This is a genomic window from uncultured Methylobacterium sp. (assembly GCF_964244095.1).
Lineage (GTDB): Bacteria > Pseudomonadota > Alphaproteobacteria > Rhizobiales > Beijerinckiaceae > Methylobacterium.
Map to the genome: position 1 here is coordinate 24,284 of NZ_CAXTHR010000011.1, position 25,716 is coordinate 49,999.

General features: G+C 71.3%; 25 protein-coding genes and 1 pseudogene. 18 read left to right on the forward strand and 8 right to left on the reverse strand.

The window, feature by feature from the left end:
* Positions 1–17: 17 nt before the first annotated feature.
* From ACFE86_RS03430 to ACFE86_RS03445, 4 genes are all read left to right on the forward strand, one after another.
* Positions 18–1,301: a serine hydrolase domain-containing protein gene (locus tag ACFE86_RS03430; RefSeq protein WP_375453932.1), complete on the forward strand. Its 1,284-nt coding sequence runs from the start codon at positions 18–20 to the stop codon at positions 1,299–1,301.
* Between the two features lie 285 nt (positions 1,302–1,586).
* Positions 1,587–2,852, forward strand: a complete 1,266-nt coding sequence (locus ACFE86_RS03435) for a Coenzyme F420 hydrogenase/dehydrogenase, beta subunit C-terminal domain (RefSeq protein ID WP_375453933.1) — start codon at positions 1,587–1,589, stop codon at positions 2,850–2,852.
* Positions 2,849–3,742, forward strand: coding sequence for a chlorophyll synthase ChlG (gene chlG, locus ACFE86_RS03440; RefSeq protein ID WP_375453934.1), 894 nt, complete (start codon positions 2,849–2,851; stop codon positions 3,740–3,742). Before ACFE86_RS03435 ends, chlG begins: the two co-directional genes overlap by 4 nt.
* A gap of 37 nt (positions 3,743–3,779) precedes the next feature.
* Positions 3,780–4,616 (forward strand): cytochrome b, encoded by an 837-nt coding sequence (locus tag ACFE86_RS03445; protein WP_375453935.1) that lies wholly within the window; start codon positions 3,780–3,782, stop codon positions 4,614–4,616.
* Positions 4,617–4,670: 54 nt separating this feature from the next.
* Here ACFE86_RS03445 and ACFE86_RS03450 read toward each other — a convergent pair whose 3' ends face one another.
* Positions 4,671–5,246, reverse strand: a complete 576-nt coding sequence (locus tag ACFE86_RS03450; protein WP_375453936.1) for an urease accessory protein UreE — start codon at positions 5,244–5,246, stop codon at positions 4,671–4,673.
* Between the two features lie 360 nt (positions 5,247–5,606).
* Between ACFE86_RS03450 and ACFE86_RS03455 the strand changes: the two genes are divergently transcribed.
* From ACFE86_RS03455 to ACFE86_RS03465, 3 genes are all read left to right on the forward strand, one after another.
* Complete coding sequence (locus tag ACFE86_RS03455; RefSeq protein ID WP_375453937.1) at positions 5,607–5,876, forward strand: hypothetical protein; 270 nt, start codon at positions 5,607–5,609, stop codon at positions 5,874–5,876.
* A gap of 180 nt (positions 5,877–6,056) precedes the next feature.
* A complete protein-coding gene (locus ACFE86_RS03460; protein WP_375453938.1) occupies positions 6,057–6,782 on the forward strand; it encodes a TerB family tellurite resistance protein in 726 nt (241 codons plus the stop codon).
* A 29-nt stretch (positions 6,783–6,811) separates the two neighbouring features.
* Positions 6,812–7,534 (forward strand): N-acetylmuramoyl-L-alanine amidase, encoded by a 723-nt coding sequence (locus tag ACFE86_RS03465; RefSeq protein WP_375453957.1) that lies wholly within the window; start codon positions 6,812–6,814, stop codon positions 7,532–7,534.
* A 31-nt stretch (positions 7,535–7,565) separates the two neighbouring features.
* On the opposite strand, the gene ACFE86_RS03470 is transcribed toward ACFE86_RS03465, so the two are convergent.
* The 5 genes from ACFE86_RS03470 to ACFE86_RS03490 form a co-directional block, all read right to left on the reverse strand.
* Positions 7,566–8,585, reverse strand: a complete 1,020-nt coding sequence (locus ACFE86_RS03470) for a TerC family protein (RefSeq protein ID WP_375453939.1) — start codon at positions 8,583–8,585, stop codon at positions 7,566–7,568.
* 418 nt (positions 8,586–9,003) lie between these two features.
* Positions 9,004–10,695, reverse strand: coding sequence for a methylmalonyl-CoA mutase family protein (locus ACFE86_RS03475; protein WP_375453940.1), 1,692 nt, complete (start codon positions 10,693–10,695; stop codon positions 9,004–9,006).
* The gene (gene meaB, locus ACFE86_RS03480) at positions 10,692–11,681 is read right to left on the reverse strand and encodes a methylmalonyl Co-A mutase-associated GTPase MeaB (RefSeq protein WP_375453941.1); all 990 of its coding nucleotides are present in this window, start codon (positions 11,679–11,681) and stop codon (positions 10,692–10,694) included. The genes ACFE86_RS03475 and meaB overlap by 4 nt, the downstream gene beginning before the upstream one ends.
* The gene (locus tag ACFE86_RS03485; RefSeq protein ID WP_375453942.1) at positions 11,678–13,117 is read right to left on the reverse strand and encodes a phenylacetate--CoA ligase family protein; all 1,440 of its coding nucleotides are present in this window, start codon (positions 13,115–13,117) and stop codon (positions 11,678–11,680) included. Before ACFE86_RS03485 ends, meaB begins: the two co-directional genes overlap by 4 nt.
* A gap of 14 nt (positions 13,118–13,131) precedes the next feature.
* Positions 13,132–13,539: a cobalamin B12-binding domain-containing protein gene (locus tag ACFE86_RS03490; protein ID WP_375453943.1), complete on the reverse strand. Its 408-nt coding sequence runs from the start codon at positions 13,537–13,539 to the stop codon at positions 13,132–13,134.
* A gap of 194 nt (positions 13,540–13,733) precedes the next feature.
* Between ACFE86_RS03490 and ACFE86_RS03495 the strand changes: the two genes are divergently transcribed.
* Positions 13,734–15,455, forward strand: coding sequence for a thiamine pyrophosphate-binding protein (locus ACFE86_RS03495; RefSeq protein ID WP_375453944.1), 1,722 nt, complete (start codon positions 13,734–13,736; stop codon positions 15,453–15,455).
* 27 nt (positions 15,456–15,482) lie between these two features.
* On the opposite strand, the gene ACFE86_RS03500 is transcribed toward ACFE86_RS03495, so the two are convergent.
* Complete coding sequence (locus tag ACFE86_RS03500; RefSeq protein ID WP_375453945.1) at positions 15,483–16,787, reverse strand: MFS transporter; 1,305 nt, start codon at positions 16,785–16,787, stop codon at positions 15,483–15,485.
* A gap of 386 nt (positions 16,788–17,173) precedes the next feature.
* Here ACFE86_RS03500 and ACFE86_RS03505 point away from each other — a divergent pair, with 386 nt between their 5' ends.
* The 9 genes from ACFE86_RS03505 to ACFE86_RS03545 all read left to right on the forward strand — a co-directional run bounded on the left by ACFE86_RS03505 (position 17,174) and on the right by ACFE86_RS03545 (position 24,592).
* Positions 17,174–17,899: a GntR family transcriptional regulator gene (locus ACFE86_RS03505; protein ID WP_375453946.1), complete on the forward strand. Its 726-nt coding sequence runs from the start codon at positions 17,174–17,176 to the stop codon at positions 17,897–17,899.
* Between the two features lie 182 nt (positions 17,900–18,081).
* A complete protein-coding gene (locus tag ACFE86_RS03510) occupies positions 18,082–18,498 on the forward strand; it encodes a RidA family protein (RefSeq protein ID WP_375453947.1) in 417 nt (138 codons plus the stop codon).
* A 52-nt stretch (positions 18,499–18,550) separates the two neighbouring features.
* The gene (locus tag ACFE86_RS03515) at positions 18,551–19,423 is read left to right on the forward strand and encodes a transporter substrate-binding domain-containing protein (RefSeq protein WP_375453948.1); all 873 of its coding nucleotides are present in this window, start codon (positions 18,551–18,553) and stop codon (positions 19,421–19,423) included.
* A 14-nt stretch (positions 19,424–19,437) separates the two neighbouring features.
* A complete protein-coding gene (locus ACFE86_RS03520) occupies positions 19,438–20,091 on the forward strand; it encodes an amino acid ABC transporter permease (protein ID WP_375453949.1) in 654 nt (217 codons plus the stop codon).
* Between the two features lie 22 nt (positions 20,092–20,113).
* Positions 20,114–20,770: an amino acid ABC transporter permease gene (locus ACFE86_RS03525; RefSeq protein ID WP_375453950.1), complete on the forward strand. Its 657-nt coding sequence runs from the start codon at positions 20,114–20,116 to the stop codon at positions 20,768–20,770.
* Complete coding sequence (locus ACFE86_RS03530; RefSeq protein WP_375453951.1) at positions 20,763–21,557, forward strand: amino acid ABC transporter ATP-binding protein; 795 nt, start codon at positions 20,763–20,765, stop codon at positions 21,555–21,557. Before ACFE86_RS03525 ends, ACFE86_RS03530 begins: the two co-directional genes overlap by 8 nt.
* Complete coding sequence (locus tag ACFE86_RS03535) at positions 21,547–22,770, forward strand: DUF1116 domain-containing protein (RefSeq protein ID WP_375453952.1); 1,224 nt, start codon at positions 21,547–21,549, stop codon at positions 22,768–22,770. The genes ACFE86_RS03530 and ACFE86_RS03535 overlap by 11 nt, the downstream gene beginning before the upstream one ends.
* Positions 22,767–24,176 (forward strand): FAD/NAD(P)-binding protein, encoded by a 1,410-nt coding sequence (locus ACFE86_RS03540; protein WP_375453953.1) that lies wholly within the window; start codon positions 22,767–22,769, stop codon positions 24,174–24,176. The genes ACFE86_RS03535 and ACFE86_RS03540 overlap by 4 nt, the downstream gene beginning before the upstream one ends.
* Positions 24,173–24,592: a RidA family protein gene (locus ACFE86_RS03545; protein ID WP_375453954.1), complete on the forward strand. Its 420-nt coding sequence runs from the start codon at positions 24,173–24,175 to the stop codon at positions 24,590–24,592. Before ACFE86_RS03540 ends, ACFE86_RS03545 begins: the two co-directional genes overlap by 4 nt.
* Before the next feature lie 121 nt (positions 24,593–24,713).
* Here ACFE86_RS03545 and ACFE86_RS03550 read toward each other — a convergent pair.
* Positions 24,714–25,133 (reverse strand): annotated as a pseudogene (locus tag ACFE86_RS03550) (transposase); the annotation flags it as partial.
* Positions 25,134–25,426: 293 nt separating this feature from the next.
* On the opposite strand from ACFE86_RS03550, the gene ACFE86_RS03555 reads away from it, so the two are divergent.
* The coding region (locus ACFE86_RS03555) for a helix-turn-helix domain-containing protein (RefSeq protein ID WP_375453955.1) at positions 25,427–25,716 on the forward strand (290 nt) is incomplete at its 3' end.

Below are 25,716 nucleotides of genomic sequence, written 5' to 3' on the forward strand. Positions count from 1 at the left end.
TCACGATCGAGGTCGTCATGGTCCTGAAGCGCCTGTTGTCGGCCGTCGCGTTGGCCGGGCTGGTTACGGGCGCGCACGCGCAAGCCGCGGGCGATCCGCTGCCCCGCGCGAGCCCCGCCGAGATGGGGTTCTCGCTCGAGCGGTTCGCCCGCATCGGGCAGGTGATCGCGCGCGACGTGGCCGACGGCAAGCTGCCCGGCGCGGTGCTCGCCGTCGCGCGTGACGGCAAGCTCGTGGCGCTCGAAGCCTACGGGTTCCGCGACAAGGCGGCCGGCGTAGCGATGACCACGGACACGATCTTCTCGATCGCCTCGATGACCAAGCCGATGACCACGGTCGCCGCGCTCACGCTGGCCGAGCAGGGCCGCCTCGTCGTCGACGAGCCGGTGAGCGCCTACCTGCCCGGACGCTTCGCCGAGTCCAAGGTCGCGGTCCTGGACGAGGGCGGTGCGATGCTGCGCACGGTCCCGGCGAGCCGGCCGATCACCGTGCGCGACCTCCTCACCCACACCTCCGGCCTCGTCTATGGCGGGCGCGGCACCACCGCCGTGCACCGGATGTATCCGGCCGGCAGCGCCGCCGCGGCGAAGGCGCTGACCGGCGACCAGTTCCTGGACGGGCTGTCGGATGCGCCGCTGCTCGACCAGCCCGGCGCGACCTGGGATTACGGCTTCGGGCTCGACGTGACCGGTCTGCTGGTCGAGGCGCTCACCTGCCGCAGCCTCGGGGCCTACCTGTCGGAGGCCGTGTTCCAGCCGCTCGGCATGACGGACACCGGCTTCATGGTCCCGCCCGAGAAGGCGGCCCGCTACGCGAGGGCGCTGCCCGACGATCCGGCGACCGGCCGGCCGCAGACGCTGGAGCCCGATTCGACCAAGGCCGCGAACTTCGCGTGCGGCGGCGGCTGCGCGGTCTCGACGGCCTCCGATTACCTGCGCTTCGCCACGATGCTGCTGAACGAGGGCGAATTCTCCGGGCATCGCGTGCTCAGCCCGGCGATGACGCGCTTCATGCTGTCGAACCAGCTCGGGCCGCAGGTGCGGAACCGCGTCGGCAGCGCCGACCCGACGCGGGCCGATTACGGCTTCGGCCTCGGGCTGGCCGTGCGCACGACCCCCGGCGTGGTGCGCCTGCTGGGCTCGGTCGGCGACTTCTCCTGGCCCGGCTCCACCGGCACGAACTGGTGGGTCGACCCGGCGCGACGGCTCGTCGTGGTGTTCATGGCCCACACGCCGGGGCCCGCCCGCTGGCACTACCGCTACCTGATCAACACCCTGGTCTATCAGGCGATCGAACGGTAGCCGGACCGGAGCCCGCGATGAGCGGTCCCGGCCTTCGCGTCCGTGGCCGGGCAGGGATGGGGCCGTTCGGGCAGCGGGACCGCGTCCCCGCAACGGCCGGCATTCCGGGCCGGCCGGCGTCAAGACGGCTTTACAGGTGCGTGATGTGAAGGTTTGATGCGCCGCGCGGATGACGGCCGGAAGGCGGTCGTCCCGACCCGGCCGAAGCACGCCGGCATCCCTAGCAAGACCGTCCCGCCCCCTGCGCGTCGGACCGCCGCCATCGCACCCGACGAGAGAGTATCAGTGGACGCGATCCGGCCCGATCATCCCGCAGCACGGCCGTCCTGTCCGTCGACGCCGCCGATCGCCGAGGGCGTCCCTCGCGATCTGTGTACGGATTGCGGCATCTCGCGCACCGCGGACCCGAAGCGGTGCGGACGGGCCTGCCAGTTCATCAAGCCCGACTATGCCGCGCTGGAGGCGCAGGTCCACGGGCGGGCCCGCGATCCGGAGCGCACCGACGAGATCTTCTTCGGGCCGTTCCGGCGGATGCTCCGCGCGAGCCTGGTCCGGCCGCTCGACGGCGCGCAATGGAGCGGGATCGCGACGCGGCTCGCCGAGCGCCTGCTGGAGACCGGCGCGGTCGACGCCGTCCTCACCATGGCGCCCGATCCCGACGACCGGTGGCGTCCGGTGCCCGTGCTGGTCACGCGAGCCGAGGGGATGGCGGCCTGCCGCGGCATGCGGATGGGCTACGCGCCGCTGCTGGCCCTGCTGGAGCCGGCGCGCGCGCGCGGCTACCGGCGGCTCGCGGTGATCGGCATCCCCTGTCAGGTCTACGCGCTGCGGGCGCTCGAAGCGGAACTCGGCTTCGACAAGCTCTACGTGATCGGCACGCCGTGCTCGGACAACACGACGACGGAGCGGTTCCACGACTTCCTCGCTTTGCTCGCCGACGACCCCGAGACGATCGTCTATCTCGAATTCCGCGCCGACTATCACGTCGAGCTGCGCTTCGCGGACGGGCGCGTGACGGCGATCCCGTTCCTGCAACTGCCGATCTCGCGGCTCCCGCCCGACTTCTTCCCGCTGACTTGCCGCACCTGCGTCGACTACACCAACGTCCTGTCGGACATCACCGTCGGCTACATGGCGGGACAAGGCGAGCAGTGGCTCGTCGTCCGCAATGCGCGGGGCGAGGAACTGCTCGACCTCCTGGGATCGGAGGTGCGAACCGCGGCGCCCGGCAGCGCCGGCAGGCGGCGGGGGCCGGTGAGGGGCTTCCTCGCCAACGTCGCGCGCGCGGCGGGCGGCCTGCCCCTGCGGCGCATGCCCGATTGGGTGCGCCCGATTGTCGGCTGGCTGATGCCGCGGATCGGGCCGCGCGGCCTCGAATTCGCCCGCGCCCGCGTCGAGATGAAGGCGGTCGAGACGGTGCTGCACCTGCGCCGCAACCGGCCGCGGCGGCTGCGCACGATGGTGCCGGCCCATGTCTGGGCGCTCGTCGCGCCCTACGGGCTGATGCCGGCCGAGGATGAGCGGCCGCGACGCGGGACGACGGACGCATGAGCGTGACGGCCCGGTCCTATCCCGCCCCGGCAGCCATCCTGGAACTGCTCAAGCCGGTGACGTGGTTCCCGCCGATGTGGGCCTTCGGCTGCGGCGTCGCCGCCTCGGGGGTGCCGCTCGCAGGCCATTGGGGCATCGCGCTCGCCGGCATCCTGCTCGCCGGCCCGCTGGTCTGCGCCACGAGTCAAGCGGTAAACGACTGGTACGACCGCGAGGTCGACGCCATCAACGAGCCGGACCGGCCGATCCCCTCGGGACGCATCCCCGGAACCTGGGGTTTCTCGATCGCTCTGGTCTGGACGGCCCTGTCGCTCCTGGTGGCGCTGAGCCTCGGGCGCTGGGTCTTCGTCGCGGGCAGCGTCGGCTTGGCGCTGGCCTGGGCCTACAGCGCCCCGCCGCTCCGGCTGAAGCGCAACGGCTGGTGGGGCAACCTCGCCTGCGGCCTCTGCTACGAGGGCCTCGCTTGGGTGACGGGGGCGGCGGTGATGCTCGGCGGCGCCCTGCCGCCGGCGCCGACCCTGATCCTTGCAGCTCTCTACAGCCTCGGCGCCCACGGCATCATGACGCTCAACGACTTCAAGTCGGTGACGGGCGACCGGCTGATGGGCATCCGCTCGCTCCCGGCGATGCTCGGACCCGGGCGCGCGGCCCGCGTCGCCTGCTGGGTCATGGCGCTGCCGCAGGTCGTGGTGATCGGGCTGCTGCTGCGCTGGGGCGCGCCGATCCAGGCAGCAATCGTCGTCCTCCTCCTCGCCGGGCAACTCGTGATGATGCAGCGATTCCTCGCCGCGCCGACCGCGCGGGCGATCTGGTACAGCGGCTTCGGCGTGCCGCTCTTCGTGTTCGGCATGCTGGCGAGCGCGTTTGCCGTCCGCGGGCTGGCCGCATGACCGCCTCCTCGCGTCCGCATGCGCCGGGACGGCCCTGATGGCGGAGGGATACCTGGTCCTGGCGCTGGTGCTCGCCGTGACGCTGAACCACGCCAACCGGTGGCTGCGCGCGATCGGGACCCTCGTCGTGGCGCTCGGTCTGACGATGATCGTGCTCTCGATCGTGCTGGCCGACTTCGACGGCACCTTCGCGGCGATCCCGGACTCGGGGCCGGCCTTCGATCGCTGGAAGCCGCTCGTCCTGAATGCGCAGGCCCTCGTCGCAGGCGTCGCGGTGCCCTTCCTTCTCTGGGCGGCGTGGCGGCAGACGCGGCGCCCGGCGACGGCGCCCCCTCTACGGAATTCGCCCGCGCGCTTCGGGCTCGTCTCGCGCTATGCCCACTGGATCACCGCGACGCTGATGCTGTGCAGCCTCCCGATGGGCCTGTTCCTGTCCGTCCTTCCGGTGGCGTCGCCGGACCGTGCCGACTTCCTCGCCGCGCATCAGACGATGGGCCTGACGCTTCTGATCGTCGTGGCGCTCCGGATCGGCTGGCTGCTGATCAGCCCGGCGCCGGGACTTCCGCCGGATTCGAGCCCCTGGGAAAGACGCCTCGCGCGGGCGACGCACGTGGGCCTCTACGTCCTCATCGTCGCGTTTCCGGCAAGCGGATTCCTGATGACGGCGTATGACGGCGCGGGCGTCCAGTTCTACGGCTGGTCCCTGCCGGCCCTCGTGACACCCGATTCCGGCCGCGCATCGCTCTGGGCGGGCGTGCACGGCTGGGTCCTGCCCGCGTCGTTCTACGCGATCATCGGCGCGCATCTCGGTGCCGTCCTGAAGCATCATGTCGGCGACGGCCGAACCGAGGCCATCAGGCGCATGCTCACGTGACCGCCCGATCGCGAAGGCTCCACGGCTTCGCGCGTTCAGGAACGGGTCGGGGCCTCAGTGGTCGTGGCCGTGCGGGGCATGGTCGTGGCCGTGCCCGTGATCGTCGGCTGCGTGTCCGTGATCGGCATGGCTTTGCTCGGCATGGCCCTGCGCCGCGTGATCGTGATGATCGTGCGCGTGGTCGTGGCCGCAGGTGCTGTGGTCGTGCGCCATGCGCTCGGGGCGGAACGCGCGCGTGACCGGCGTCGCGGTGCAGCCCTGGCCGCGGACGAGTTCGGCGGTGGCGGGCGAGGCCGGAACGTGGAGCACGTCCGCGCCAATCTCGGCCGGGACGTGGTTGCCGCCGAGCTGCCACGCGAGGCGCATCAGCCGGGCCGGGTTCCCGGCGCGCACCGCCAGCAGCGGTTCCGGCGCGGCCCTCACCGCGACGAGGCGTCCGTCGTCGAGGCGCAGCGCGTCGCCGTCCTCGAGGGCTGCGGCCCTGGCCAGCGCGAGGTCGATGTGCAGCCCGCCCGCGCTGTGCAGGTGGGCGTGCCCGGCCTGGCGCCCGGCATGGTCGAGGTCGATCGTGTCGACGACCGCGTCGGGGCGGACCGCCGCCTTGCGGACGATCGTGGTGGCTCTCGGCATGGCATCCTCTTCGGACGGCGCGTATGGACGGTCGTGTCGCAGGATCGACAGGAGCCGCCTTGCGCAGGCTCTTACCTCGCCCGCCGCGTCCTGCCGAGGGCTTTTCGCACGCGGCGGTCGCGTGGCGGCGAAGTGACGGCCAGGCGACCGGCCGGTCATCGGACCCCGCTCGCCGCCGGCCGAAGTCGGGATTTCCGGCGCCCCGTCCAGGCCGTGGCGGAACCTTGGCCGTGGCGAAACCTTGACTGTGGCGAAACCTTGACTGTGGACCGTGCCTTTCCTCTCGCATAAGGCTAAGCTCGGACCGCACCATCGCCACGGCGAAGCGCCGGACCGGATGCACAAGGGAGTCTCGGACCCATGAAGAAGCTCATCGCCACCGTGCTCGCCGGCGCCCTCGCCCTCTCGGTCGGCGCCTGCAACACGCCGGAGGATCGCGCGCTCGGGGGCGCCGGCCTCGGCGCGCTCGCGGGTGCCGCGATCGGTGCCGCCGCCACGGGCCGCGCCGGCGGGGCGCTCGCCGGTGCCGCGATTGGCGGCGCGAGCGGCGCCATCGTCGGCGCCTCCACGGCGCCGCGCTGCCCCTACGGCACCTACCGCGACGCCTACGGCGACATCTACTGCCGCTGAGCGTTTTCAGGCCCGCGCAGGCCGAAGGGTCGGAGCGTGCTCCGGCCCTTCCTCGTTGCGGGCGGACCCTGTATCCCGGCACCCTGTCGCCGGCCCGGACGTCGTCTTCGCCGGCCCGTCGAGGGAACCCCTGCCGGTGATCGTGCCGATGTCCCTGATCCCCAGCCCGGCGGCGCCCCGATGAGTGCGGGGATCTGGGGCAAGCTCGGCGGCGCCGGGATCGGCTGGGGCATCGGCGGGCCCCTCGGCGCCCTCGTCGGCGGCGTCGCGGGCCACTACCTCGTGGACCGCGAGGGCGCGCCGTTCGGCCCGACGCCGCGCGACGTGGTGTTCACCACCGGCCTCGTGGCGCTGGCCGCCAAGATGGCCAAATCCGACGGCGTGGTGACGCCCTCCGAGGTCGAGGCGTTCGGCAAGGTGGTGCGGGTGGGCGAGGCGGAGCGGGCCGGCGTCGAACGCCTGTTCGACCTCGCCAAGGCCACGACCAGCGGCTACGAGGCCTATGCGCGGCAACTCGCCAACGTCTTCCATGACGAGCCGGCCCTGCTCGAGGACGTGCTCGACGGCCTGTTCCACATCGCCGCCGCCGACGGGGCGATCCACGAGGCCGAGGAGGCGTACCTGCGGGCGGTGGCCGGGATCTTCGGCTTCACGGATGGCGCGTTCCGGCGCATCGCCGCCCGGCACGTGCGCCTCGCCGACGATCCCTACCTCGTTCTCGGGCTGGAGCACGGGGCCGACGCCGCGGCGGTGAAGGCCCGCCACCGGCAACTCGTGGCCGAGAACCACCCCGACCGCGCCATCGCCCGTGGCCTGCCGCCGGAAGCGGTGGCGATCGCCACGAAGCGGCTGGCCGCGATCAACGCGGCCCACGACCGGATCGCGGCGGAGCGCGGCGCGCCGTGACGCCGGACAGCCCGCACGCGGCCCGGATCATGCCCTCGCCGAACCACGGCGCGCGCCGCGGCCCGCGGCCGGACATGCTGATCCTGCACTACACCGGCATGGACGGTGCGGATGCCGCGCTGCGGCGCCTCGCCGACCCGCTCGCCGAGGTCTCGGCCCATTACGTCGTGCTGGAGGACGGCGCCGTGGTGCAGATGGTGCCGGAGGGCCGGCGCGCGTGGCATGCCGGGCGCGCGTCCTGGGCCGGGGAACGCGACGTCAATTCGCGCTCGCTCGGCGTCGAGATCGTCCATCCCGGCCATGCCGGCGGCCTGCCGCCCTATCCGGACGCGCAGATCCGCTCCGTGAGCGCGCTGTGCCGCGACATCGTCCGGCGCTGGTCGATCCCCGCGGACCGGGTGCTGGCGCATTCCGACGTCGCGCCCGCGCGCAAGCAGGACCCGGGCGAGACCTTCCCGTGGGCACGGCTGGCGAGCGAGGGCGTCGGCCATCACGTGCCGGAAGCGTCCTTGCGCGACGGACGCTTCTTCGCGGCCGGCGATTCCGGCCGGCCGATCGAGGCGCTCCAGGCGATGCTCGCGCTCTACGGCTACGACCAGCCGGTGACGGGCAGCTTCGACGAGCCCATGCGGGCGGTGGTGACCGCCTTCCAGCGCCACTTCCGGCAGGCCCGCGTCGACGGGATCGCCGACGCCTCGACCATCGCCACGCTGCGCGACCTGATCGCGGCGCGACCGCCTGCGGCGCCATGAAGGTCGGCTTCACCGGCGCTGCGCTGTCGGCTCACGCCCGGCCGCGAATCTCGGCCTCCCGCGTCACGGCCTCATGGACATCGCCGCGGGTGCGCCACAGGCTGTAGAGGATGCCGACCGTCAGCAGCACGACCGTGACCGCGAGCGAGACCCACGGCGGCACGTGGACGAGGCCGAAGGTGTCGGCCACGACGATCTTCGTGCCGATGAAGATCAGGATGAAGGCGAGCGCCGTCTTGAGGTAGGCGAAGCGGTCGACCATCGCCGCGAGCGCGAAATACAGCGCACGAAGACCCAGAATTGCGAAAATGTTGGAGGTGTAGACCACGAAGGTGTCGGTGGTGATCGCGAAGATCGCCGGCACGCTGTCGACGGCGAAGATCACGTCGGCGCCGTTGACCAGCACGAGCGCCAGCGCCAGCGGCGTGAGCCAGAGCGCGGTCCTGCCGGTCGTCGGATCGGTTTTCCGCACCGCGAAACGCTGGCCGTGAAGCTCAGGCGTGATGCGGAGCGTGGCCCGCAGCCAGCGCACGGCGGCATGGTCCTGGATGTCGCCCGCGGCCTCCTCCTTGGAGAACAGCATCTTGAGGCCGGCATAGATCAGGAAGGCGGCAAACAGCGACAGCACCCAGGCCGCCTGATGCACCAGGGCGGCGCCAAGCCCGATCATCAGCCCGCGCAGCAGCACGGCGGCGAGGATGCCCCAGACCAGCACCCGGTGCTGGGCGGCGAGCGGGATGCCCAGCGCCGAGAGGATGACGGCGATGACGAAGACGTTGTCCATCGACAGCGACTTCTCGACCACGAGGCCGGTGACGTATTCCTGCGCAGCCTGGGCTCCGAGATACCACCAGATCCAGCCGCCGAAGGCCAGCCCGAGGCTGAAGTAGAACGCCGTGAGCAGGAGGCTCTCGCGCACGCCGATCTCGTGGTCCTTGTCGCGGTGGAGCAGGCCGAGATCGAAGGCCAGCAGCCCGGCGACCAGGGCATGGAACCCGAGCCACATCCAGATCGGCTTGCCGAGCCATTCGACGGACAGGAGTTCGACCATGGGCGGGACCGTGATGCTTCTCTTGCAAGGAAAGCATCGGCTCCGACATCACGGAAGCATCTTGGAAGAGCATCCCGCCAGAGGGGCCCGCAGCCGATGGGCGGCAGTTAGAGGGACGAACGCGGCGAATCAAGGGCGCGCCCGTGCCGGAGCAGGGCCAAGCGGCGGCCAGGGCTTCGGAAGCCGGATGAGCAAGGGGAGCGAACGGCTGTTAAATCCTCCCGTCATTCCGAGGCTGCGCAACGGAACCCGGAATCCATGGCCGCCGACCGTGCCAAGCCTTATACGGGTTCTTCTTCTGACGGACGCCTCGGAGGCTGGCCCCGGCTCGTCGAACACGGCCGTGGCCGAGGCGGTCCGGGTGAGCGAGCGTACCATCGAGCGCGTGCGGCGGCGCTTCGTCGTGGCCCGAACGCGCTCAGAAGACAGGCGTTTCGCGATAGGTGCCCCAGACCACCTTCAAGGTTTCGATGATGTCGCCCATGGTCGCGCCCGAGCGCACCAGCTCGATCGTGATCGGCATGATGTTCTGCTGAGGGTCCTTTGCGACCTCCACGAGCTGCTTCAGGAGAAGGTCGAACTTGACCGCGTCGCGACCGGCCCGGACGCGCTGCGTGCGGGCGCATTGGCGCTCGGCGGTCGATTGGTCGTAGGGGTGCGTCTCGATCTTGGGATCGGGCGCGCCGTCGACGAGGCGGTTGACCCCGATCACCGGCTTCTCGCCCGATTGCTTGCGCAACGCCGTCTCGTAGGCGAAGTCGGCGATGTTCTTCTGGAACCAGCCCTCCTGGATCAGCTTCAGCGTGCCGCCGCGCTCCTCGACCTCCTTCAGGATCTCGAAGATCCGCGTCTCGTACTCGGTGGTCAGGGATTCCACGAAGTAGGAGCCGCCGAGCGGGTCGATGACTTGCGTGACGTTTGTCTCCTCGGCGATGACCTGCTGCGTGCGCAGCGCCATGCGCATCGCATCCTCGGTGGGGATCGCGAACGCCTCGTCGTAGCCGTTGGTGTGCAGCGACTGGCAGCCGCCGAGCACGGCGGCGAGCGCCTGCATCGAGGTGCGCACCACGTTGACCATGTATTGCGGCTTGGTCAGCGACGCGGCGGCCGTCTGGCAGTGGAAGCGCAGGCGCATCGATTCCGGGTTCTTCGCCCCGAAGCGTTCCTTCATGATCTTGGCATAGCAGCGCCGCAACGCCCGGAACTTGGCGACCTCCTCAAAGAAGTCCGCCTGGCAGACGAAGAAGAACGCCAGCCGCGGCGCGAACTCGTCGACCTTCATGCCGGTCTTGAGCACCTCCTCAACGTAGACGATCAGGTTCGCCAGCGTGAAGGCCGCCTCGTGCAGCGGCGAGGAGCCGGCCTCCGAGATGTGGTAGCCCGAGATGTTGATCGGGTTGTAGCGCTTCATGTTTCTGGCGCAGTAGGTGATGCAGTCCCGCACGATCCGCACCGACGGCTCGACCGGGAACACGTACTCCTTCTGCGCCATGTACTCCTTGAGGATGTCGGCCTGGACCGTGCCAGAGAGCTTGTCGAGATCGTAGCCGCGCTTCTCCGCCAGCACGATGTACATCGCGAGCAGGATCCAGGCCGACGGGTTGATCGTCATCGAGACGGAGATCTTTTCGAGATCGATGTCTTCGAACAGGGCCTCCATGTCGGCCAGCGTATCGATGGCGACGCCCTCGCGCCCGACCTCGCCCTCGCTCATCGGATGATCGGAATCGTAGCCCATCAGCGTCGGCATATCGAAGTCGGTCGAGATGCCGGTCTGACCTTGCGCGATCAGGTACTTGAAGCGCCTGTTGGTGTCCTCGCCGGTGCCGAACCCGGCGATCTGGCGCATCGTCCAGGTCCGCGACCGGTACATCGTCGGATACGGACCGCGGGTGAAGGGGTAGCGGCCCGGCAGGCCGATATCCTCGAGCGGCGTCTGGGCGGCGTCGGCCACGGTGTAGACGCGCTTGACCGGGATGTCGCCGAGGGTGAAGAATTCCGGCTTGCGCTCGGCCTGGCGCTTCAGGAACGCGGCGACCTCGGTGCGCTCCCAGTCCGCCACCTCGGCGCGGATGGCCTCGACGGCCGTGTTGTCGATGATGCTGGTCATGAACGGGCTCCAGATCCGCCTGCTTCAGGTCCGAGGGCTGCGTCGAGCAGCGTGTTGGCGAGGGTGTAGGGGTCGCTGCCGCGCGCGCTCAGGCGCTCCGCCAGCGGGCCGGCGAGCCCGTCGGCCTTGCGGGCGAAGCGCTCCATCAGCAGGTTCTCGGCGGTCTTCTCCAGCCGGAAGCGGGCGATGGCGCGCCGCCGCCGCGCGCCCGCTTCGGTCTCGAACGCGACGTGCCGGTGCCGTGCGATCGCGCCGATCAGGTCCTCGAACCCCTCGCCCTTGTAGGCGCTCAGGCCGATCACCGGGACGCGCCACCCGGCGCGCCCGGCGGTCAGCGCCCCGAGGGTCAGCATCTGCTTGAGGTCGGTCAGCGTGCGGTTGGCATCGCTCCGGTCGCATTTCGAGACCACGTGGATGTCGGCGATCTCGAGGATGCCGGCCTTGATCGCCTGGATCTCGTCGCCGAGCCCCGGGGCCGAGACCACGATCGTGGTGTGGGACGCCTTGGCGATCTCGACCTCGTCCTGCCCGACGCCGACGGTCTCGATGATCACCGTGTCGAAGCCGGCGACGTCGAGGATGTCGACCGCGTCGAGGGCGGCGCGCGCCATGCCGCCCATGCTGCCGCGGGTGGCCATGCTGCGGATGTAGACGCCCGCATCGGTGACGTGCTCGGCCATCCGGATGCGGTCGCCCAGGATCGCGCCGCCGGAATAGGGGCTCGACGGGTCGATGGCCACGACGCCGACCTTCCCGCCGGCCCGGCGCAGGTGGGCCGTGAGCATGGCGACCAGGGTCGACTTGCCGCTGCCCGGCACCCCCGTCAGGCCGACCACGTGGGCCCGCCCCGCCCGGCCGTAGATCTCGGCGAGCGCGGGCCGGGCTTCGGCCGAGCCGGCCTCGGCCCGCGAGATCAGGCGGCCGATCGCCGGGATGGCGCCCGCCGCGATGCGGGGCACGAGATCCAGCGAGGGGACGATGCTCACGCGCCGCCCCCGCCGATCTGGGCGTGCATGTCCCGGAAGACGGCCCGGTCGTCGACGACGCGCCGCGCCTTGAAGTCGGTGCGCGGCAGGCTGTTGGGCGGCAGGATCTCGGCCTGCGCCCGCAGGCCCAGCATCTTCTGCAGCCGGTGGCAGGTCGCGCTGCGGAACTGCTCCAGGGCCTCCGGGCCGCGGGCGAACACCGTCGCGTCGGCCTCGATCCGCAGGAGGAGCTCGTCCATCGCCGCCTGCCGGGTGATGAAGATCCGGTGCTCGCCGCCGTAGCCCGCGGTCTCGTTGAGCGCCGCGTCGATCTCGCTCGGGTAGACGTTCTCGCCGCGGATCGTGAACATGTCGTCGATCCGCCCGAAGATGCCCTGGGGCAGGTGCGGGTAGGTGCGCCCGCACGGCGTCGGCCCCTCGGTCCACAGGGTGAGGTCTCCCGACGCCAGCCGGATCATCGGCTGCGAGGTCCGCTCCAGATGCGTGTAGACCGGCGTGCCGCGCTGCCCGTAGGGCACGCGCCGCATGGTCGCCGGGTCGCAGACCTCGGTGTAGACCACGTCCTGCCAGCACAGCAGCCCGTCCGTCTGCGCGCTGCCGGCGACGTTCATGAAGGGCGACATCTCGGCCATCGAGCCGCAATCGAACACCTTCGCGTCGAAGGCTTCGGCGATGCGGTCGCGCACGCCGGGAATCGAGGCGCCGGGCTCGCCGGAGAAGAACATGGTCTTCAGGCCGAACGCGCGCGGGTCGAGGCCCTCGGCGCGGGCGACCTCGGCGAGGTGCAGGGCGTAGGTCGGCGTGCCGTAGAAGCCCGCGGGCTTCAGGCTGTCGAGCCACTGGGCGCAGCGCGCGGTCATGCCGGGTGCGCCCGCGCCGAACGGGAACGCCTTGGCGCCGAGCCGCTCGGCGCCCGCGAGCGCGCCCCAGCTCCCCATGTACAGGCTGAGGATCGCGGCCACGCAGATCATGTCGCCGGGCCGCAGGCCCATGCCCCACATGATGCGGGCATGCGCGTTGGCGATGGCGTTCCAGTCGGCGCGGCCGATCGCGAAGGCCGTGGGACGGCCGGTGGTGCCGCTGGTGCCGTGGATGTGGAAGATCTCGCGGTCCGGCACGCAGAGATAGTCGCCGAAGGGCGGGGCCGCGGCCTGCGAGGCGCGCAGCTCCGCCTTGGTGATCACCGGGACCTTGTCCTCGAAATCCTCCAGGCTGCGGAGCCGGTCGGGATGGAAACCGGCCTCGTCCCAGCGGCGGCGGTAGAACGGCGCGCTGGCATAGGCGTAGGCGCAGACCTCCCGGAGCCGCGCCAGGATGGCGGCCTCGCGCTCGCCGGCCGGCATGGTCTCGCGCGTGGGGAACCAGTAGCGGCTGTCCTCGGGCGGGACGTAGCCGTCGTCGTAGGCGGGGGGGAAGGTCCAGGATTCCATGGCCATGCGCCCGCCCCCTCTCAGCGCTCGCCGCGGTCGGCCACCAGCCGGCGCAGGGTCTCGACGATCACATCGGGCGGCGTGTCCTGAAGCAGGACCTCGCGCACGCCCATCTCCTTGATCGCGGCGACATCCTCGTCCGGCATGACGCCGCCGGCGATCACGATGAGGTCGTCGGCGCCCTGCTCGGCGAGCAGCCTGAAGATCTTCGGGAACACGGTGAGCTGTACGCCCGACAGCAGGCTGACGCCGAGGACGTCGACGTCCTCCTGGATCGCTGCGGTGACGATCTCCTCCGAACTCCGGTGCAGGCCGGAATAGATCACGTCCATGCCGGCGTCGCGCAGCGTCCGCGCCACGACCTTCACGCCGCGATCGTGGCCGTCGAGGCCGACCTTGGCCAGGAGCACGCGAATCGGTTGGCTCATGCTCACCTCCCGTATTGAATTCCGAATTCCTTCGTGCGTAAAATATCGCCCTGGGGCCGTCAACGACAAACGATGGTGCGGCGCAGCGGCCCCGCGCCGGATCGAGCGCCGCTCCGAAGCCGGGGCCGCTCCGGGCCCGTGGACGGACGGCACGCGACGCCGGAGCCGTCGCACCATCGAGGGGGGATCGGGCAATGGGCTCGGCAGGCCACGACGGGGCGGCGGTCATCGCCCGCTTTCTCGCCAATTACGGCGTCGCTCGGGTCTACGGGCTCTGCGGCGGCCACGTCATGCCGATCTGGATGGCGCTCGACGCCGCGGGCATCCGCATAGTCGACGTGCGCGACGAGCGGGCGGCCGTGCACATGGCCCAGGCCGAGGCCGAGGTGACGAGCGCGCTCGGCGTCGCCCTCGTGACCGCCGGCCCGGGCCTGACCAACGCGATCACCGGCATCGCCAACGCGCACGTGTCCCGCGCGCCGGTCCTCGTCCTGTCGGGCACGCCGCCCCGCGCGCAGGAGAACCGCGGCGCCCTGCAAGACCTCGATCACGTCCGGCTCGTGCGCCCGGTGACGCGCTACGCGCGCACCGTCCGGGAGCCCTGCCTGATCCCGCAGGAGCTCGCCGAGGCGGTGGCCCGCGCCACCGGCGAGGGCGGCGATCCCGGCCCGTCCTATCTCGATTTTCCCACCGACACCCTTCGTGCCCCGGTGCCCGACGCCGTCGCGCTGCCCGAGCTGATGCATCCGCGGCCCCGCGCGCGCATGCTCCCGGACCCGGACCTGGTCGCCCGTGCGGCCGAGCTCGTGCTCTCGGCACGCCGGCCCGTGGTGATCAGCGGGCGCGGCGCCCGCGGTGCGGGTCCCCGGCTCGTCGCGCTGCTCGACCGCCTCGGCTGCCCCTATCTCGACACCGGCGAGAGCCGGGGACTGGTGCCGGACGACCACCCCTGCGTCGCCGCGGCGATGCGCGGCCGGGCGATGGGCGAGGCCGACCTCGTCGTCACGATCGGGCGGCGGCTCGACTTCCAGCTCGCCTACGGCTCGCCGGCGATCTTCGGCGAGGCCCGCTTCCTGCGCATCGCCGGCTCGCCCGCGGAACTGCGCGACAACCGGCCCGGCACGGCGATCCTGGCCGATCCGGCCGAGACGCTCGCGGCGATCCTGGATGCCGTCGGCAACCAGGTGCCGAGCCTCGACGCGGCCTGGGCCGCGGCCCTGCGCGACGGGCACCGGGCGCGGGCCGAGACGCTCCAGGCCGGGCTTCGGGCGGCGCCGGAGGGCGCGGACGGGCGCATGCACCCCAACCGCCTCGTCGCGGCGATTCAGGACGCGGTCGCGGCCATGCCCGAGGCCCGGCCGATCCTGGTGACGGACGGCGGCGACTTCCTGAGCTTTGCCCGCGTCGGGCTGTCGGCCGAGACCATGCTCGATCCGGGGCCGTTCGGCTGCATCGGGATCGGCGTCCCCTACGGCATCGCGGCGGCGCTCGCGGCGCCCGACCGCACGGTCGTGGTCGCCACCGGCGACGGTGCCTTCGGCTTCAACGCCATCGAAATCGACACCGCCGTGCGGCACGCCGCGCCCGTGCTGATCGTCGTGGCCAACAACGGCGCCTGGCAGATCGAGGTCCACGACCAGACGGTCACGCACGGGCGGGTGGTCGGCACGCGCTTGCAGGATGCCGACCATGCCGCGATGGCCCGCGCCTTCGGGATGTATGCGGAACGGGTGCACGGGGCCGAAGATCTGCCGGCCGCGCTCGCGCGCGCGCTGGCCCGCCGGCCGGCCCTGCTCGACGTGCCGGTGACGGCGGATGCGGTCTCCTCCGATGCCAGGACCGGCCTGGCTCGGGTGCCGGACTTGCAGCCGCTCGACGCCTGGGACAGCGCCGAGCGGGCTTGGCGCGGGCGGTGAGGCTGGGGCGACGGCCCCGCTTCGCCGCTACCGGTTCACGAGGCGCGCGGGGTTCAGGAAGACCAGCACGGACCCGACGACGAGCGCGGCGCTCAGCACCAGCACGCCGTTGCCGGTGCTGCCGGTCGCGTCCTTCACCCAGCCGAGCAGATAGGGGCTGACGAACCCCGCGACGCTGCCGATGGAGTTGGCCAGCGCGAGGCCCATCGCCGCCGCGGCGCCCGTGAGGACGGAGGGCGCCAGCGTGTAGAATTGCGGCACGCAGGTCAGCGTCCCGGCGGCCGCCACGGTCAGCGCCGCGAGCGCCAGCACGGTGTTCTGCGCGACGAGGACGCTGGCCGCGAGGCCGATCGCTCCGACGATGGCCGGGCCCGCGAGGTGCCAGCGCCGCTCCTGCCGCCGGTCCGAGCTGCGGCCGACGAGGTACATCCCGATCAACGCCCCCGTATAGGGGATCGCGGTGAGCAGGCCGACATGCAGCGGGTCCTTGACGCCGCTGTCCCTGATGATGGTCGGCAGCCAGAAGCTGATCCCGTAGAGGCCCATCGTGAAGAAGAAGTAGGTCCCGCTCAGGAGCCAGACCCGCCCGCTCGTCAGTCCCTCCCGAGCCGAGCGCAACGGCTTCGTGCGCGCCTCCGCGGCGATGTCGGCGGCGATCCGCTCCTTCTCCGATGGGCTCAGCCACTTCGCCGAGGCGACGTCGTTGTCGAGGAAGAAGAAGCAGACGATGCCGAGGATTGTGGCGAACAGGCCCTCGATCAGGAACATCCACTGCCAGCCCTGCAAGCCGTTGGCGCCGTGGAAGCTCGTCATGATCCAGCCCGAGACCGGGCCGCCGACGATGCCCGAGAGCGGGATGCCGGCCAGGAACATCGCCGACGCCTTGCCGCGATGCGAGGAGGGAAACCAGATCGTCAGGTAGTAGATGATCGCCGGAATGAACCCGGCCTCCGCGACGCCGAGGAGGAAGCGCAGCACGTAGAAGCTCATCGGCGTCGTGACGAACATCATCGCCGCCGAAACGAGGCCCCAGGTGACCATGATCCGGCCGATCCAGATGCGGGGGCCCGTGCGGACCATGATGACGTTGCTCGGGATCTCGAACAGCGCGTAGCCGATGAAGAAGACCCCGGCACCGAAACCGTAGACGGTCTCGCTGAACTTGAGGTCGCTGAGCATCTGCAACTTGGCGAAGCCGACGTTCACCCGGTCGAGATAGGATGCGACGTAGCAGATCAGCAGGAACGGGATCAGACGCGCCAACAGCCGCGCGTACAGCGCGCCGTCCGAAGCAAGCCCGTCGGTCGACTTCAACGCGAGACCGCTTGTCATGCCATCCTCCCTGAGAGGTCTATGTATTTGCGCTTAAGCGCTTTTTGTCCGTGATGACGATCGACTTGAAAACCGATTCGATGCCGACGATCCGCTGATCCATCGACGGCCGAGACCCCACGCCTCCGGAGCCGACGAGGCTCCGTTTCGTGACGTCGATCCGCCCGCATCGACGCTACGCGCTTGTTCGGCCCGGGGGAGCAGGAGGCTCGCGGCACGGTCCGGCCGGGACGACCGGTTGCGGTGCTCCTCAAGCAACGACACGGCGGATCGGGCCTCCGGCGGCGGCGCCGCGCGTCATGGCGTCCGCCGTTACGGAATTCCGTACTCCGAACTCAGACTGCGAAATGCTTGAACTCGTGTCAAGCGACAATCATAATGGCTGAATGCGCGCGGCCACCGGGGACATGGGATTGCAGACGCTCGAACACGCGGCGAGCTTGATGGATCAGGTCTATTGCGTGATCCTCGACGCGCTGTGCGACGGGACCTTCAAGCCGGGCGAACGGCTCACCCAGGACGATATCGCGACCCGCCTCAACGTCTCCCGCCAGCCCGTGACCCACGCGCTCGCCGTGCTCAAGGCACAGGGCTTCCTCGTCCAATCCGGACGCCGCGGCCTCATGGTCACGTCCGTCGCGCCGGACTTCTTCCAGGCGATCTACCAGTTCCGATCCGCCGTGGAGCCGCTCGCCGTCGACCTGGCCACGCGGCGGCTGACGAAGAACGCCGTCCTGCGCGGCCGCTCACTGGTCGAGCACGGGCGCAATCTCGTGGTCGCGGGCGACGCGCGCGCGACGCTCCAGGCCGACATGGATTTCCACGCCTTCATCTACGAATTGTCGGGAAACCCGATCATCGGCGAGACCATGCACCTGCACTGGCTGCACCTGCGCCGCGCGATGGGCCACGTGCTGCGCTATCCCGGGATGTCGATCAGCGTGTGGCAGGAGCACAGCCGCATCCTCGAGCGCATGGTCTTCGGCGATGCCGCCAGCGCCGCCGACCTGATGCGCCGCCATGTCGTCGAGGCCTACGAACGCGTCAAGATCGATGCCGGAGCCGTGCCCGATCCCGGTGGACCGGGTCACGATTCGAAATCCCTGTTCTGACGCGCACGCTCGTGACGAACCCCGGCGGGCATGGGGCCGACGATCGCCGCGGCGCCCGTCGCGAGGCCGGCGGCGCGCCGTTCGGCGCCCGGGCCGACAGGATGGCAGTGTCCTGGCCCGGCCCTTGCGGACCGGGTTCGCGAACATACGCCCGAGGCCACAGCACCAGGTTCTGATCGACGATGCCGCAGCCACACTCCGAGGCGACCCGGTTCCACATGGTTGCCGGAGCCCCGCCGCCCGTCGCCCCGTTCAGCCACGCGGTGGAGAGCGGAGGCTTCGTGTTCGTCACGGGGCAGATGCCCGACACGCCGGAGCGTCCCGGCATCCTCCCCGAGGGCATCGCCGCCCAGACGCGCAACGTGATGGCCAACCTCGCCGCGGTGCTGGCGGGGCTCGGCCTCGGCCTCGCGCACGTCGTCTCGGTGCGCGCCTACCTCACGCACTTCGGCGAGGACTACGCGGCCTTCAACGAAGCCTACCGGGCCCATTTCCCGCCGGACCGCCTGCCCGCGCGGACCTGCGTCGGCGTCACCGGCCTCGCCTACGACGCCAGGGTCGAGATCGACCTCGTCGCCCGCCGCCCGCCCGGCGCCTGAACCGCCCGCGACCTCGAAACCTCGATCGTCGTCAACTCTGGAGAACCGTATCATGCCTTCGCCAACCGCCGGGACGCCGCACCCCCCCGCCTTCGGCCCGCTGCCGGTCCGCCGCGCCGTGCTGCTCTGCGGCCTGACGCTCGCCTTCGCGCTCGGCGCGCTCCCGGATGCCCGCGCCGCGAGCCTCGACGAGATCAAGGCGCGCGGGAGCATGACCGTGGCCACCGAGGACAGCTACAAGCCGTTCGAGTACGTCGAGAACGGCATGCCGATGGGCCTCGACCACGCGCTGCTCGCCATCCTGCGCAAGGATGCGCCCTTCAAGATCGAGCAGCAGATCATCCCGTGGTCGGGGCTGCTCGCCGGCGTGGCCGCGGGCAAGTACGACGTGGCTCTCACCGCCGCGGTCATCACCCCCGACCGGACCAAGAGCCTCGACTTTACGATGCCGATCGCCGAGTCGACGCAGTACTACGCCGTGCGCGCCGACGAGGCGCGCATCAAGACGGTCACCGACCTCGCCGGCAAGACGGCGGGCGTGCAGGCCGGGGGCGCCTCCTTCACGGCGCTCGCCGACCTCACCAGGACGCTGGAGGCGGCCGGGCTCAAGCTCGGACCCGTGGTCCAGTACACGTCCTACCCGGAGGCCTATCAGGATCTGGCCAACGGCCGGCTCGACTACGTCGTCAACGCCGCCGTCAACCTCGCCAGCCTGGTGCGCGAGCAGCCCAAGCGCTTCAGGATGGGCGAGGCGGTGGGGGTGCCGGCCTACGCGGCCTGGGCGGTGGCCAAAGGCAACACCGCGCTGCTGGACTATCTCGACGCGTTCATGGTCAGGGTGAGGGCCGACGGCACCCTCTACGCCCTCCAGGAGAAATGGCTCGGCACGACCTTCAAGGCGATGCCCGACCAGCCGACGCGGTGAACGTTACGGATCTCGTGAGCGGCGGCGACCTCCCGAGCCTGCTCGCCGGCGCGCTGACGACGGTCGGCCTGTCGCTCGCGGGCATCGGGCTGGGCCTGCCGCTGGGCCTTGGCCTCGCGCTTGTACGCTCCGTGCGGCCGCCGGTGCTCGATGCCCTGATCGCCGTCGGCGTCAGCCTCGTGCGGTCCGCGCCGATCGTCACGCTGGCGCTGTTCGTGTTCTTCGTGCTGCCCGGCGCCGGACTGGAACTGGCGCCGGTCCCGGCCGCAATCCTGACGCTGACCCTGAACACCGCCGCCTTCAACTGCGAGATCTTCCGCGCCGGGCTCGCCGCATTCCCGCGCGACCAGCTCGAAGCGGCGAGCGCCTACGGCATGCGGCCGGCGACGCGGTTCCGGCGGATCGTGCTGCCCCAGCTCTGGCGTGCGAGCCTCGGGCCGCTCGTGAGCGAGATGACGATCCTGCTCAAGGGCACGCCGGCGGTCGCCGTGCTCGGCATCGTCGAGATCACCCGCGCGGCCAGCCGCATCGGCGCGCAGACCTACGAGCCGCTGCCGCCCTTCCTCGCGGCGACCGTCCTCTATACGGCCCTGATCGCCGTGCTCGTGCGCGGCCAGCGTTTCGCCGAGCGGACGATGGCCCGGCGCTACGGATATGCCGCGCCGTGAGCGGGATCGCGATGGTTTGGCCATGAGCGGCATCGCGACGGTGTGGAGCTACCGCGACGCCTTCCTCGCCGGTCTCGGCAACACCACGGCCCTCGTGCTCCTGGCGCTGTCGCTGAGCCTTCCCCTAGCCGGGCTGACCGCGCTCGTGCTCGTCGAGGCCGCGGCGCCCGTGCGCCGCCTCGGCCGCGAGGCGGTCGACCTGTTCCGCTGCGTGCCGTTCCTGCTCCTCGCCTACGTCATCTACTACGGGTTGCCAGAACTCGGCCTGCGGCTCGGGGCGTGGTGGGCCGGGCTGCTCGCGCTGGTCCTGTACAACGGCGCCTATTTCGCCGAGATCCTGCGGACGGCCGCACTCGCGGTTCCCCGCGACGCGCTGGAGGCGGGCCGCGCCTTCGGCTTCTCGCGGGCCCAGCTCTACGGGCGCATCGTGCTCCCCCTCATCGTCCTGGACGCCGGCCCCGTGATCGGCAATCAGGTCGTGGTGATGATCAAGGATACCGCGCTCCTGATGATCATCACCGTGCAGGAGTTGTCCTTCGTCGCGAATTTCGTCAACGCGAGCGCCTTCGCGCCGCTGGCGCCGTTCGCGACGGCCCTCGTCCTGTACTGGCTGCTGTGCCTCGTGGTGGAGGCGGGAATACGTGGCCTCGCGCGGGAGCGGAGACGCCGGTATGGTTGAGCCGGCCCTGCGCGCCGCGGCGGCCCCCGCCGTCTCGGCCCGGCGCATCTGCAAGCAGTTCGACGGCGTCGAGGTCCTGCGCGACGTCGACCTCGACGTGGCGACGGGCGAGACGGTGTGCATCGTCGGCCCGAGCGGCTCGGGCAAGTCGACCCTGCTGCGCTGCCTCAACTGGCTGGAGGCGCCGAGTTCCGGCACCGTGCATCTCGGCGGCCGGCCGATCGGCGTGCTGCCGGGACGCGACGGGCGCCCGCGTCCGATGACCGCCCGGGAGCTCGCGGCGGCCCGGACCCGCGTCAGCATGGTGTTCCAGCATTTCGCCCTCTGGCCGCACCTGAGCGTGCTCGGCAACGTCGTGGAGGCGCCGATCCAGGTGCTCAGGCAGCCGCGCTCGGAGGCCCTGGCCGAAGGGCGCCGCCTGCTGGAGCGCGTCGGCCTCGGCGGGCGCGCGGACGCGTTCCCGCATGCCCTGTCCGGCGGGCAGAAGCAGCGCGTCGCCATCAGCCGGGCGCTCGCCATGCGCCCCGACGTCCTGCTGTTCGACGAGCCGACCTCGGCCCTCGATCCCGAGATGGTGGGCGAGGTCCTCGCCGTGATGCGCGATCTCGCCGGCGCCGGCCAGACCATGGTCGTCGTCACCCACGAGATGGCTTTCGCCCGCGAGGTGGCGGACCGGATCGTGTTCCTCGACGGCGGTCGCGTGATCGAGACGGCGACGCCCGACGACTTCTTCACCCGGCCGCGCTCCGAGCGCGCGCAACGCTTCCTGGCCCGCTATGTCCGCTGATCCCCATTCCGATGACAGGACCTCGGCGAATGCCGAGGCGCTGCGGCGCATCCTCGCGACCGAGCCGGTGCTCGCTGGGATCGCCACCGCCGGCGAGGCGATGGGCCTCGCTGAGGGCGAACTGGGCCATGCCGGAGCGCCCTTCTCCGGGCCGGACGAAATCCCGCACCTCGTGCTGAACGCGCTCGCCGGGGCAGCCGTCCACGAGGGCTGGGCCGGAACGGTGGCGGAGGCCCGTGCGCAGATCCGCGACGGACGGATTCGCCTGCGCTGCAACCACGATCTCGGCACGGTCTCGCCGATGGCGGGCGTCGTCCGGCCGTCGCAGCGGGTGATGCGCGTCGAGAACCGGGCCGGGCCGGGCGTGACCTTCGCCACCCTCGCCGAATCCGGGCGCCGGGCGCTGCGCTTCGGCGTCTACGACGCGGCCGCCGCCGAGGGCCTCGCGCAGATCGACGATGTCGTCGCGCCGGCCCTCGAACGCGCCCTCCCCGGCGCGGGGCTGGCGGTGCTGCCCCTCGTGGCGGACGGCGTCGCCCAGGGCGACGACGTGCATCAGCGCAACGTCGGCGGCATGGCGGCCTTCATCCGCGCCCTGCCCGATCTCGACCCAGCGGTGCGGAGCTGGCTTTTCTCCAACCCGCAGCACTTTCTCAACTACGCCATGGCGGCGGCCAAGCTCTGCCTCGACCAGGCCGAAGGCGTGGCCGGATCGAGCCTCGTCACCGCCCTGACCCGCAACGGCGCGACCTGCGCCATCCGCGTCGCCGGAACCGGCCGGCGCTGGTTCTCCGCGCCCGCCACCGTCCCCGTCGGGGGGTTCTTCCCGCCCTACGCGCTGGCCGACGCGCAAGGTGACCTCGGCGACAGCGCCATCGTCGAGGCTTACGGCCTTGGCGGTGCCATCGCCCATGCCGCCCCGGAGATCGCCCAGACCATGGGACGCGACTGGTCTGAAGCCGCGGAGGATGGACGGACGATGCGCGCCCTCTACATCGGACGCCATCCCCTGATCGCCCCCGCGCTCTGCGGGATCGAGGGGGTGGGCGCGGGCCTCGATGCGGCGCGGGTTGTCGCAGGGGGGCGTCCCTTGCGCATCCACACCGGCATCGGCCATCGCGATGGGGCGAGTGGCTGGATCGGAGTGGGCGTCGCGCGCGCACCGCTCGCCTGCTTCGCGCAGGCGCTGAGCGCCCTGGGAGAGACCGTATGAGCGGCGCCGACACGGACCCCCTGCGCCTCGTCGTGGTCGGCGGCGGCTTCACCGGCGCGGTGCTCGCGATCCATGCCATCCGCGCCGCCACCCGCGCCCTCGACATCGTCGTCCTGGAGCCGCGGGCCGAGCTCGGCCTCGGCATCGCCTTCGGCACGACCGACCCGAGCCATCGCATGAACGTGCCGAGCGACCGCATGGACATCGCCAAGGCCGAGCCGGGGGCGGCCACCGCGTGGTTCCGCGGGCAGGGCATCCTGCCGGACCCTGCGAGCGAGGACGGCACCGGCCGCGCCTACGTCCCGCGGCTTGCCTACGGCGCCTATATCCGCGACGTTCTCGCCGAAACCCTCGCGGCCGCGAAGGGCGGCGTGCGGCTGCGCCACCTGCGCACGACCGCCACCGCCGTGCGGCCCGCGGGCGACCTCTGGCACGTGGCCTGCGACACGGGAGACGTGATCGAGGCCGACCGCGTCGCCCTCTGCTTCGGACATGCCGCGCCGGCGCTGCCCTGTCCGCTCGGCCCCGGCGTGACGGCCTCCCGCGGGTTCGTGCCGGACCCCTGGGCCCCGCGGGCGCTCGCGGCGATCGAACCGGACGCGGCCGTCCTCGTCGTGGGCACCGGGCTCACCATGGCCGACGTCGTGACGAGCCTCATCGCGGCCGGGCACCGGGGACCGATCACCGCGGTGTCGCGGCGGGCGCTCCTGCCCAAGGCGCACGGCCTCTTCCTGAAGACCCTCGACGTGGTCGGCGGCACGCCGCCGAGGACGGCGCTCGGACTGTTGCGGCTCGTGCGACGGCAGGTCCGCGCCATCGATCCGGCGCTCGGGTGGCATCCGGTGATCGATTCGCTGCGCGCGGTGCTGCCCGATGTCTGGAACGGGCTGCCGGCCGCGGAACGCGTCCGCATCGTGCGCCGCCTGTTGCCGTTCTGGGAGGTGCACCGCTTCCGCATCGCCCCGCAGGTCGCGGCGACGCTCGCGCGGGCGCGGGCGGCGGGGCAACTCTCGATCGCGCGGGCGGCGGTGACCGGCTTGGCGCGGGACGAGGACGGGCGGCTTCGGGCGACGCTCCAGCCGCCGGGCGGCGCCGCGGAGCAGCGCCGCTTCGATGCCGTCGTGCTCTGCACCGGCCCGGAGCGCGACGTCTCGGCAAACCCCCTCGTCTCCGCCCTCCTCGTTGCCGGGACGGCGCGGCTCGACGAGGCCAAGCTCGGCCTCGCCGTCGATCGTGCGAGCCGTGTCGTCGGTCCGGCGGGAGAGGTTCGGCCGGGCCTTGCCGCGTTCGGACCGATGACGCGGGGCAGCTTCGGCGAGATGACCGGAGCTCCGGACATCGCCCTTCACATCGAGGCCGTCGTCGCGGGCTTCCTCGACGGCCGATCCGAGGGGTTGCCGCCGTGACGCAGGACGCGAAGATCCACCACCACGTGCCCGATGCGGCGCCGCCGCCGCCGTCCTCGCGCTGGTCCCACGCGGTCGAGGCGGCAGGCTGGCTCTACGTGACCGGGCAGCTCCCGACGGACCCCGACCGGCCGGAGGCGGCGCTGCCGCCCGGCATCGCCGAGCAGGCCGAGCTGTGCTTTGCCAACCTAGCCCGCATCCTCGCGCATGCGGGCTACGGCTTCGGCGACACCGTCTTCGTCCGCATCTATCTGAAAGAGTTCGCGCGCGACTTCAGGGCCTTCAACGCCGTCTACGCTCGGTATTTCCCCGATGACGGGCCCCTCCCGAGCCGGACGACCGTCGGCGTGGCCGCGCTCGGCCGGGATGCCCTGGCCGAGGTCGACCTCGTGTGTTTCCGCCAAAGCGGTGGATGACGCGCGCATCACGATGAGCGCGCGACGAGAAATCCTGTCGGATGGTGATCCAGACGGGTCCGTGTCTCGCCACGGTCTGATACCGGTCGGCGATGATCCCGACCGATGGTCGGAATCATCGCATGTTGGCTGTCGTGACCAAGCTCGCCAGTATGAAGCCGAGCAAGCAGGTCAGCACATGGCGCTTGATGCCCTTCGTCTTCTTGTTGCCGTCGTAGCCGCGCGATCCCGCCTGCGGCCCCGACGTGACGCTTTGCGAGTCCAGGATCGCCGTCGATCGCTCGGGCTGGCGGCGGCCCTGCTCACGGCGCACCGCCCGCGTCAGCAGGCCCGCGATCTCCGACCAGATCCCGTCCGCCCGGAAGCGGTCGTGCCACATCCGCACCGTCTCCCACGCTCCGAAGTCCTAGGGCAGGTCGCGCCACGGGCACCCGGTCTTGTCAAGGTACGGACAAGCATCCACCATCGCCCGCAGATCCACCTTCAGCGGATCGTAGCCCGACAGCAGCGGCGCGATCGTCGCCCACGCCGCGTCCGTCAGATCGCTCGGGTAGCGCCGACCATCGGCCTTGTAATATCAACGGCGGCTGGGTGTGACTCGTTTTTGAATGACGGGTGGGGTTTGGGATGATTCAGTGTTTTCCGCTGGCTGGCGGGAACGAGCCGATGACCCTTGCGATCACACGACTGGATCTGACCGCTGATGATCTGCGGCGCGCGGCTCGGTCGAGCCGCGATGTGGCTCAATCCCACCGCTGTCTGGCGATCGCGTCCGTCCTGGGTGGCCAGTCGCGCACGGCAGCGGCAGCGAGCGCCGGGATGTAGCGGCAGACGTTGCGGGACTGGGTCCACCGGTACAATGCCGATGGGATCGCGGGCCTCCTGGATCGGCCCCGCCCTTTGCGCTCCGGCCTGCTGAACGCCGAGCAGCGCGCTGCATTCGACGCGATCGTGGAGGCGGGGCCGGACGTGGCGGTGGACGGGGTGGTGCGCTGGCGCCGCGTCGATCTCAAGCGGGTGGTGGAGGCTCGCTTCGGCGTGGTCATGGCCGAGCGTACGATCGGGGATCTGTTGCGGGCCCGCGGCTTCCGCCACCTCTCGGTGCGGCCGCGTCACCCGAACTG

Coding starts and splice junctions, on each gene's coding strand:
- ACFE86_RS03485 (WP_375453942.1), bottom strand. CDS start 13,117: ATGGCCATGGAATCCTGGACCTTCCCCCCCGCCTACGACGACGGCTAC.
- ACFE86_RS03515 (WP_375453948.1), top strand. CDS start 18,551: ATGCCTTCGCCAACCGCCGGGACGCCGCACCCCCCCGCCTTCGGCCCG.
- ACFE86_RS03530 (WP_375453951.1), top strand. CDS start 20,763: ATGGTTGAGCCGGCCCTGCGCGCCGCGGCGGCCCCCGCCGTCTCGGCC.
- ACFE86_RS03505 (WP_375453946.1), top strand. CDS start 17,174: ATGCGCGCGGCCACCGGGGACATGGGATTGCAGACGCTCGAACACGCG.
- ACFE86_RS03540 (WP_375453953.1), top strand. CDS start 22,767: ATGAGCGGCGCCGACACGGACCCCCTGCGCCTCGTCGTGGTCGGCGGC.
- ACFE86_RS03450 (WP_375453936.1), bottom strand. CDS start 5,246: ATGCCGAGAGCCACCACGATCGTCCGCAAGGCGGCGGTCCGCCCCGAC.
- ACFE86_RS03525 (WP_375453950.1), top strand. CDS start 20,114: ATGAGCGGCATCGCGACGGTGTGGAGCTACCGCGACGCCTTCCTCGCC.
- chlG (WP_375453934.1), top strand. CDS start 2,849: ATGAGCGTGACGGCCCGGTCCTATCCCGCCCCGGCAGCCATCCTGGAA.
- ACFE86_RS03495 (WP_375453944.1), top strand. CDS start 13,734: ATGGGCTCGGCAGGCCACGACGGGGCGGCGGTCATCGCCCGCTTTCTC.
- ACFE86_RS03510 (WP_375453947.1), top strand. CDS start 18,082: ATGCCGCAGCCACACTCCGAGGCGACCCGGTTCCACATGGTTGCCGGA.
- ACFE86_RS03500 (WP_375453945.1), bottom strand. CDS start 16,787: ATGACAAGCGGTCTCGCGTTGAAGTCGACCGACGGGCTTGCTTCGGAC.
- ACFE86_RS03445 (WP_375453935.1), top strand. CDS start 3,780: ATGGCGGAGGGATACCTGGTCCTGGCGCTGGTGCTCGCCGTGACGCTG.
- ACFE86_RS03455 (WP_375453937.1), top strand. CDS start 5,607: ATGAAGAAGCTCATCGCCACCGTGCTCGCCGGCGCCCTCGCCCTCTCG.
- ACFE86_RS03470 (WP_375453939.1), bottom strand. CDS start 8,585: ATGGTCGAACTCCTGTCCGTCGAATGGCTCGGCAAGCCGATCTGGATG.
- ACFE86_RS03465 (WP_375453957.1), top strand. CDS start 6,812: ATGCCCTCGCCGAACCACGGCGCGCGCCGCGGCCCGCGGCCGGACATG.
- ACFE86_RS03460 (WP_375453938.1), top strand. CDS start 6,057: ATGAGTGCGGGGATCTGGGGCAAGCTCGGCGGCGCCGGGATCGGCTGG.
- ACFE86_RS03535 (WP_375453952.1), top strand. CDS start 21,547: ATGTCCGCTGATCCCCATTCCGATGACAGGACCTCGGCGAATGCCGAG.
- ACFE86_RS03490 (WP_375453943.1), bottom strand. CDS start 13,539: ATGAGCCAACCGATTCGCGTGCTCCTGGCCAAGGTCGGCCTCGACGGC.
- ACFE86_RS03430 (WP_375453932.1), top strand. CDS start 18: ATGGTCCTGAAGCGCCTGTTGTCGGCCGTCGCGTTGGCCGGGCTGGTT.
- ACFE86_RS03475 (WP_375453940.1), bottom strand. CDS start 10,695: ATGACCAGCATCATCGACAACACGGCCGTCGAGGCCATCCGCGCCGAG.